The organism is Methyloglobulus sp., assembly GCF_046714055.1.
Classification (GTDB): Bacteria; Pseudomonadota; Gammaproteobacteria; order Methylococcales; family Methylomonadaceae; genus Methyloglobulus.
Genome location: NZ_JBKKBJ010000172.1, coordinates 1 through 8,208, shown reverse-complemented (window position 1 = coordinate 8,208; position 8,208 = coordinate 1). Strand labels below are relative to the sequence as shown.

At 50.3% G+C, this 8,208-nt stretch carries 9 protein-coding genes and 2 pseudogenes; 8 read left to right on the top strand and 3 right to left on the bottom strand.

Translation table 11 applies throughout. The features are described 5' to 3' along the window. A pseudogene (locus ACLQ6D_RS10295) lies at positions 1-529 on the bottom strand (IS481 family transposase); the annotation flags it as partial. Positions 530-598: 69 nt separating this feature from the next. Here ACLQ6D_RS10295 and ACLQ6D_RS10290 point away from each other — a divergent pair. Together ACLQ6D_RS10290 and ACLQ6D_RS10285 are read left to right on the top strand one after the other, a co-directional pair. Then, positions 599-1,147, top strand: a complete 549-nt coding sequence (locus ACLQ6D_RS10290) for a YSC84-related protein (RefSeq protein WP_411727192.1) — start codon at positions 599-601, stop codon at positions 1,145-1,147. Positions 1,148-1,171: 24 nt separating this feature from the next. Then, complete coding sequence (locus tag ACLQ6D_RS10285) at positions 1,172-1,465, top strand: hypothetical protein (protein WP_411727191.1); 294 nt, start codon at positions 1,172-1,174, stop codon at positions 1,463-1,465. An 11-nt stretch (positions 1,466-1,476) separates the two neighbouring features. Here ACLQ6D_RS10285 and ACLQ6D_RS10280 read toward each other — a convergent pair whose 3' ends face one another. Continuing rightward, positions 1,477-1,887 carry a hypothetical protein gene (locus ACLQ6D_RS10280; protein ID WP_411727190.1) on the bottom strand — a complete coding sequence of 137 codons (411 nt, stop codon included), beginning with the start codon at positions 1,885-1,887 and terminating at the stop codon, positions 1,477-1,479. Between the two features lie 198 nt (positions 1,888-2,085). On the opposite strand from ACLQ6D_RS10280, the pseudogene ACLQ6D_RS10275 reads away from it, so the two are divergent. Next, positions 2,086-2,217 (top strand): annotated as a pseudogene (locus tag ACLQ6D_RS10275) (IS1595 family transposase); the annotation flags it as partial. A gap of 155 nt (positions 2,218-2,372) precedes the next feature. Beyond that, positions 2,373-3,737, top strand: coding sequence for a carbohydrate porin (locus tag ACLQ6D_RS10270; RefSeq protein ID WP_411727189.1), 1,365 nt, complete (start codon positions 2,373-2,375; stop codon positions 3,735-3,737). Positions 3,738-4,108: 371 nt separating this feature from the next. Here the strand turns inward: ACLQ6D_RS10270 and ACLQ6D_RS10265 are convergent, their stop codons facing one another. Further along, entirely contained in the window at positions 4,109-4,297 is a 189-nt protein-coding gene (locus ACLQ6D_RS10265) for a hypothetical protein (RefSeq protein ID WP_411727188.1), read from the bottom strand. A gap of 77 nt (positions 4,298-4,374) precedes the next feature. Here ACLQ6D_RS10265 and mnmG point away from each other — a divergent pair, with 77 nt between their 5' ends. The 4 genes from mnmG to ACLQ6D_RS10245 form a co-directional block, all read left to right on the top strand. Beyond that, the gene (mnmG, locus tag ACLQ6D_RS10260; RefSeq protein WP_411727187.1) at positions 4,375-6,246 is read left to right on the top strand and encodes a tRNA uridine-5-carboxymethylaminomethyl(34) synthesis enzyme MnmG; all 1,872 of its coding nucleotides are present in this window, start codon (positions 4,375-4,377) and stop codon (positions 6,244-6,246) included. After that, positions 6,246-6,905 carry a 16S rRNA (guanine(527)-N(7))-methyltransferase RsmG gene (gene rsmG, locus ACLQ6D_RS10255; protein ID WP_411727186.1) on the top strand — a complete coding sequence of 220 codons (660 nt, stop codon included), beginning with the start codon at positions 6,246-6,248 and terminating at the stop codon, positions 6,903-6,905. Before mnmG ends, rsmG begins: the two co-directional genes overlap by 1 nt. Then, positions 6,893-7,672 (top strand): ParA family protein, encoded by a 780-nt coding sequence (locus tag ACLQ6D_RS10250; RefSeq protein ID WP_411727185.1) that lies wholly within the window; start codon positions 6,893-6,895, stop codon positions 7,670-7,672. Before rsmG ends, ACLQ6D_RS10250 begins: the two co-directional genes overlap by 13 nt. Before the next feature lie 60 nt (positions 7,673-7,732). After that, the coding region (locus ACLQ6D_RS10245) for a ParB/RepB/Spo0J family partition protein (protein WP_411727193.1) at positions 7,733-8,208 on the top strand (476 nt) is incomplete at its 3' end.

The window sequence follows — 8,208 nt, the reverse complement described above, 5'->3', positions numbered from 1 at the left end:
CGGCCCCCATGCGCTTGTTGTCATGCAATTCCACGTAGACATAGCGCGTGGCCCGGTCAATGGCGGCAAACAGACACCATTTGTCCTTGCCCAGATTGATTTGGGCGGTGTCGATGCGCAGGTAGCCTGGGGCATAGCCCTTGAAGGCCTTGGTTCGCCCCTTTTCTTCCGGCGGCAGCAAGTCGACCAGGCGGCTGACGCCATGGCGGTGCAGGCAGCGGTGTAGGTTGGGGCGCGTCAGCACGGGGATCAAGGGCTTGGGCAGGTCGTAGAGGTCGTCCAGCGGCAGCAGGGCCTTACGCCGGGTTTCAACGATGACGGCCTCATCCACGCTGGTCAGGACACTGCCTTGACCGGGTTTGGCACCACACTTGAGGTCCTCTGCGGAGTCCCGTTTTTTCCATTTGTGGGCCGTTTTGGGGTTGATGTTATGCGGTTCCGCTAACTCGCGGATGCCCGCTTCAGACGCTTGTGTTTTTGCTCTTGTAGCGTGCGTGGTCGTGGCTGTTCCGTGCAATACTTTCCCCATCGCTTTTCCTCTTTAAGTTGGTGATAAACCAGACCACTTAATAATGGGACTAAACAGTTAAATAGTAAATTGTTAGTTTTTTTACTGGTAAGCCTGCTGGCTCTCACGGGCTGTCAATCGACGGGCGGTCAGTTGGCAAATTCCTCAGCGGATATCACCCGTGATTCTGATGCCGCACTGCAGGATCTTTACGCAAACAACCCGGAGGCCAGACACTTGGCGAAGCGGGCCAAAGGGATACTGGTATTTCCAGGCATCGTTAAAGCCGGTTTTTTGGTTGGCGCGCAATATGGCAGTGGCGGCGCTTTGTTTAAGAACGGCAGAACAGCGGGTTATTACAATATCCTCGCCGGATCTTATGGCCTTCAAGTCGGCGTGGAATCGTTCAGCTATGCGTTGTTTTTCATGGACAATGCCTCGTTGAACTACCTTAATCGTAGCGAAGGCTGGGAAATCGGTGTCGGCCCGAGTATTGTCATCGTTGACAAGGGAATGGCCAAATCACTCACTACTACGACAGCGCAAAACGGCGTGTATGCGTTCATCTTCGGTGAGAAGGGGTTGATGGCCGGATTGGGCCTGCAAGGCTCGAAAATTAGCCGTATTTATCCGGATTAAAGCCCTGGAGAGGCACAACGGGTTATGAGCGAAAAGCTCAATACAGGTAAGTTGCTGAAAAAACAAAACAACATTATTGTATTCAACACGATAACACAGGCGCTGACTAGGGGGCGAACTGGATGCCAGCACCGAATAGTTCTGTTAACTTCAAAATGCGACTATATGCGCCCAAGGCTGAGTGCTTTTATATTTGAATCACGTCAATCCTGCGAACAGGGCAACATGCCCCGTCCGGCTTTAACGGGTCGCCTAGTGGGAGACAGCCCACGCGTTTCACAATCGAGGGCTGGGCAGATCGGCGGGCATCCTGAATGACTACCAAATGACTACCAGCGGTATCCGCCCATTGGACCGACTCCACCCCAGCCGCCCCACGCGCCCCAGTTCATCGAGTCCTGGTTCATCTGCGCGGCTCGGAGGTTCTGGTCGCTAATTTGTTTGGCCAGGCGGATCTGCCGATATGCCTGATACTCGGTGGGGCCACCGACGTAGGCCTGGTTGTTCTTCACGTCAGGCAGGACGTAGTAGGTCTTGCCCTGGTAGTTGATCTGCGTGACTTTGTCCTCCGGCAGCGTCGGGAGGAGGGCCACTTGATCCGGCTTGACAGGAGTGATGACTTTGAAGCCGGCGGCGACTGCCAAGTTTTCCTTGTCCTTGAGATCACTGGCACAGCCCACGGCGAGCGCTACGAGCGCGACGGCGGCGAGGATTTTGAATGTGGTCTGGATCTGTTTCATGGTTTGACTCCCGGTTTGCTTTGTTGATTTGGTTTTGCTGCCTGGTTTTCCCGTTCCGTGGAAAGGTTTCGTGCGCTGATGAAGTCGCGGGGTATTGCTGGCACGGGAAAATGGTTTTCCAGTCGTCCTTCGATACTCACGACCGCCTAGCCGCAAGTCTGCGCTTCACCAAGTCCTTTGTCAACTCGACCGATGTGCTATGTACAGGAGTATCTGGATGAGTTTTGCTATCGTCTGAATCGACGCTTCTGGGAAAATCAAATCCCTAATCGCCTGCTGAATCTTTGCGTCGAGCATCAACCAATTTTTCTTCAACCTGTAATTTGTTAATTGTATATGTTATTTTACATAAATTACACAAGGTTAAATACAGAAAATACACATGTTTCGCGGGCACTAAAAAGTAAGATAATTATTTTTAGTTTAATTTTTCACAATCCCACAAAGCTGTTTCATTTAATAGTTTTTATAACAGGGCATTAACTATGCGTACGATCATTAAAATTGCATTATTGAGTTCACTGGCATTGAGTGATGCCGCCCAATGTGACGAAACCGCAAGCGGGGTAAATTTTTCTGGTGACCTGCTTTCGCGATCCAAACTGACCGGCGATTGGGGGGGCATTCGTAATGACATGGCCGAAAAGGGCGTGACAGTGGATTTGGATGCTACGCATGTGACCCAACACGTCGCGTCCGGTGGCTATGACGGATCGCTTTTAAGCAAATTCCCCGGCAACCGCATCAGCCCATTGTTACCTGATATTAGCGAGACGGAAAGCGATGCGATGTTCAATATGCTGTTAAAAGTGGATACCGGTAAGGCAGGGCTTTGGCCGGGCGGCTTCTTGACGGTGCGGGGTGAGGGAAGAGTAGGGGATTCAGTGGGGATTCGGGCCGGCGGCCTATTGCCAACTAACGGCGATGCTATATCTCCAGCCGTTCCGGGCCATACCAACCAAGACGTGCTGGCGCTCACTGAATTGACCTATGCCCAGTTTTTGTCAGAACAGTTTGGGCTGGCATTCGGCCTGATTAACACGGCGGATGGAGACAAAAATGAATTTGCCGGATCGATACGTTCCCGTTCCCATTTTATGAATGTTGGAATGCGCTTTTCGCCAGTCAGTGGAGCCGCAGTACCTTTGTTAACCACATTAGGGGCATCGGCCATTTTTATGCCGACTAAAAATATTATCGGATCGGCGGGCTTTATTAATGCCGAAGAAACAGCGGGCTATAACCCTTTCGAACGGACTGACGGGACCACTTTTCTGACCGAATGGCAATTCAAACACACCCTGGCCGGTTTGCCCGGAAAGCAAACAGTAGGTTTCGTTTACGGATTCGACCGGAAGAAACTCGATATCGGTGCTGACTCCCGTTCGCAACTGGCATCGCTCATACAAACAGGGGAGGCGGTCAAGACCAACGCAGACACTTGGGCGCTTTACTATAATGCCCATCAATATATCCAAGGTGATTCGAAGGGTGGATGGGGGCCTTTCCTACGCGCAGGGGTATCTGATGGTCATCCCAATCCCATCAAATGGAATGCCGCTTTTGGCCTGGGCGGTGTCGGTGTGGGGTCCTGGCGGCCCAATGACAATTGGGGGATAGGCGGATATGCGCTGGGCGCCAGTGATGAACCCTTGGTCAACCAATTGGGAATCAATGACGAAACTGGTTTCGAAGCATTTTATAATGCCGCTATATCTCCTTGGCTGCATGTAACCGCTGACGTACAGTACATCGATTCGGCTTTAACCGGAGCGAACCTGCCGCGAGTGAACCTGCCTGGGCCAAAGGAGGCATGGGTAGTCGGTGTGAGGACGAACCTGAATTTCTGATCAGCTCGGTAGAATGCGCTGAACGAAGGGAAGCGCATCGTTGCATACTAGAATGATGTGCCTCGTACTTCGGCACATCTACAAGTTACACGAAAAAAAGCTATTTCCCCATCAACGCCCATCTAAACCTCCATTGGCGCGAATGTTAATATTGATGTCGCAGGTCTAACTGCTACTCTCGCGTGTTTCGGTTGACACCATCAACTTGCCTCCATAAAAAGTTTAATCTTTCCGTATTTATAGCGAATATGCGCGCACAGTGTCCTATACACAAAGCGCCGAGCCTGTCCATACGTCGAAATTGAATCTGCGAATCAGCAACAGCAAACATTAAGGCGGGAAAGTTCCAAGTCAATCTATAAAAACGCTTATCAAGAAGTTTCTCCATTCATTCTGGACAGAATGAATGGAGAAACCTCCTGCTTCGCATGTATTTCTTTGCGGCAGTATTTGCTTTTATCAGAAAATATGTGCGCCTTATTGAACAAATGAGCGAATTTTGCCACTGGGTTCTGGTTGGGAATATCTTCTATTTTATTCATATTTTTACGTTTTTTCATCGTTTACCCCTTATAATTAGGCTGATTGTGTGAGTGACAGTCAATTTTTACAGCGTACATTAGAGTGTATAACACTTGTGAAATTCAAAAAAGATTTTGATGTGATTGTGGTCGGCGGCGGCCATGCAGGTACCGAGGCAGCGCTGGCAGCGGCAAGATGCGGTGCGCGAACACTGCTGCTGACGCAGAATATAGAGACGCTGGGGCAAATGAGTTGCAATCCGGCGGTGGGCGGCATCGGCAAAGGTCACTTGGTCAAAGAAATTGATGCCTTGGGCGGGATCATGGCTCATGCTATTGATCTTGCCGGCATCCAGTTTCGCACCCTGAATGCCAGTAAAGGCCCAGCGGTCAGGGCGACCCGCGCCCAAGCTGACCGTAGCTTGTACAAAAAAGCGATAAGAAGCATGTTGGAAAACCAAACCAATTTATCCTTATTTCAACAAACCGTTGCGGACTTGATTGTTGAAGGCGATAAGGTCGTGGGCGTTAAAACCCAGATGGGGCTGGATTTTTCTGCCAGGGCAGTGGTATTGACCACTGGGACTTTCCTGGGCGGCAAGATTCATATCGGGTTGGAAAATTACAGCGGTGGCCGCGCGGGTGATCCAGCTTCGATTGCCTTGGCCGAACGCTTGCGTGAGTTACCGTTTCGGATTGACCGGTTGAAAACCGGAACTCCGCCGCGCATTGATGGCCGTACTATCAATTTCAACAAACTGGAAAAACAGGTCGGCGATGATCCTGTGCCGGTGTTTTCTTTCTTGGGCAAGCGCGAGCAACATCCGAAACAAATCCCTTGCCACATTACCCGCACCAACCGAAAAACGCACGACATTATCCGAGCCGGCTTGGATCGATCACCCTTATACTCAGGTGTGATTGAAGGGATCGGGCCACGTTATTGTCCGTCGATAGAAGACAAAATCGTGCGCTTTGCTGACCGCGATACGCACCAGATTTTTGTTGAGCCGGAAGGCCTGGATACGCATGAAATCTATCCTAACGGCATTTCAACCAGCTTGCCCTTCGATGTGCAGTACGAATTTGTCCGGTCAATGGAAGGCTTTGAGAATGCTGAAATTGTGCGTCCCGGATATGCCATAGAATATGATTTTTTTGATCCCCGCGACTTGAAAATGTCTCTGGAAACCAAGCACATGAAGGGTTTGTTCTTTGCCGGTCAAATCAACGGCACGACGGGCTATGAAGAAGCTGCGGCACAAGGCTTGATTGCTGGGCTGAATGCGGCACGATTGGTTCAAGAGCGGGAAAACTGGTGTCCTGGGCGGAATGAGGCGTACATGGGCGTGATGATCGACGACCTGATTACCCGTGGCACTCAAGAGCCGTACCGCATGTTTACCAGCCGTGCGGAATACCGCTTGTTGTTAAGGGAAGATAATGCGGATTTGCGGTTGACTGAAAAAGGCCGCGAATTAGGCTTGGTGGACGATGCCCGTTGGCAAGCCTTTGAGGGCAAAAGGGAAGCTATATCCAATCTCCAGGACAACCTGAAAAAGAAATGGATCAGGGCCGAAAGCGCAGAAGCGGAGCTAGCCGAACAATTTTGGGGGAAACCTTTGCTGAAGGAAGCCAGCTTGATGGAGTTGTTGCGTCGTCCCGAAGTTGATGCCCGGCGTTTACTGTCCTTTCTTGAAGGTGGTGAAGCGATTCCTGAACAGGTTGGCGCACAGGTTGAAATCCAGGCCAAATATGCCGGTTACATCGTCAGGCAGCAAACCGACATCGACAAAACCTTGCGCTATGACAACTTGCGCCTTCCCGATAGCTTGGATTATACAGGCGTTCCCGGCCTGTCAAATGAAGTCAGCCAAAAACTCAAGGCGCAACGGCCAGAAACCTTGGGGCAGGCTTCAAGAATTCCGGGTATGACGCCTGCCGCTATTTCTTTGTTATTGATCTACCTAAAAAAGAAAAGCGCTTGATGGAAGCTTGCCGCGATATTCTGGTTGATGGCATTGCGGCTCTCAACCTGTCGGTCGATGAGGAAAAAATCGGACAATTGCTCTGTTTCATCAGCCTGATTGAAAAATGGAATAAAGCGTATAACCTGACGGCGATAAAAGATAAGCAGGACATGGTCAGGCTACATTTGCTGGATAGCTTGACGGTTATTCCTTATCTTGAAGGCCGACGGATAATCGACATAGGGACAGGTGCGGGTTTGCCGGGTATCCCGTTAGCCATTTGTTTGCCACACATAGCATTTACTTTGCTGGACAGTAACGCCAAAAAAACCCGTTTTGTGCAGCAGGTCGTGCTGGAATTAAAATCGTCTAACATGCAGGTTTTCCATAGCAGAGTAGAAGATTATCAACCTGAGCAACGTTTCAGTACGGTATTGACGCGAGCTTTTGCCGAGTTGTCTGAAATAGTCGACTCGACCCAGCATTTACTCGCCACAAATGGCAGGTTTTTAGCGATGAAAGGGCGTTGTGCTGAATCGGAACTGGCGCAGGTTAAGGCCAAAAAAACAGTCATTCCTGTTCTCGTCCCTGGTGTTGAGACGGAAAGAAATCTGGTGTGCATACAACTTAACAAAGAAAATGTTGGCGAGAAAAAGGTAAGCGAGTGGGAAAAGTAATTGCCCTGACCAACCAAAAAGGCGGTGTCGGTAAGACCACAACCGCTGTCAATCTGGCTGCTGCATTGGCTGCGGCTAAACGGCGGGTGTTGTTGGTCGATCTTGATCCCCAGGGCAATGCCGCAATCGGTTGCGGTGTGGATAAGGAAACCGTCAGTTACACCAGTTTTGATATTTTGATGAAAGAAGTGCTCGCAACCGAGGCCATCATAAAATTACCTGAACTCGGCTTTTCGGTGATACCGGGAAATTCTGACCTTACCGCCGCCGAAATACGCCTGCTGAAAGAAGACCGCAGGGAGCGTCGCTTAAGCGATGGTTTGGTGCTTATCAAGCCCTATTATGATTACATCCTGGTCGATTGCCCGCCGTCCCTAAACATGCTGACCTTAAATGCCTTGGTTGCGGCCAATAGCGTATTGATCCCCATGCAGTGCGAATATTACGCGTTGGAAGGATTATCAGCCCTGATGCGCACCATCAAGAATATTAAGGATACGGTTAATCCAGACCTCTATGTAGAAGGCATACTGCGCACCATGTTTGACGACAGGAACCGATTGACCAAAGATGTTTCCGAGCAGTTGACCAAGCACTTTGGCGATAAGGTGTTTAGGACTTGCATCCCCAGGAACATTCGTCTGGCAGAAGCGCCCAGCCACGGTTTGCCCGTATTGTTTTACGACAAGGGATCACGGGGTTCCTTAGCTTATCTTGCCCTGGCGGGTGAGATGCTGAGAAAAGAAGGCAGTAAAAAAGGGTCGTAACAGAGTAAGGTCTTGATCTTAAACTGAGCAGATGACACAAACCAACAAAAGGTGAACGCTTTGGTGAAACGCGGATTAGGTCGAGGATTAGATGCCCTGTTGGGCGATGTTTCTGCAAAAGAAGCAGTAAACCCTTCACACACTTTGCCGATAGAGTATCTTCAACGGGGCAAGTTTCAACCCAGAAAGGATATGAATCCTGAAAAATTGCAGGAGCTGGCGGATTCCATAAAAGCGCAGGGTATCATTCAACCCATCATCGTACGCAAACTCGGCCAGGATAAGTACGAGATCGTCGCAGGGGAACGGCGTTGGCGTGCCGCCCAACTGGCAGGGCTACAGCAAATACCGGTAGTCGTCAAAGACATCGACGACCGCGCCACCATGGCGATTGCCCTGATCGAAAACATCCAACGGCAAGACCTTAACCCCCTGGAAGAAGCCGAAGCCTTAAGAAGGTTGCTCGATGAATTTACCATGACCCATCAACAAATAGCCGATGCGGTGGGCAAGTCGCGGGTAACCGTGACCAATTT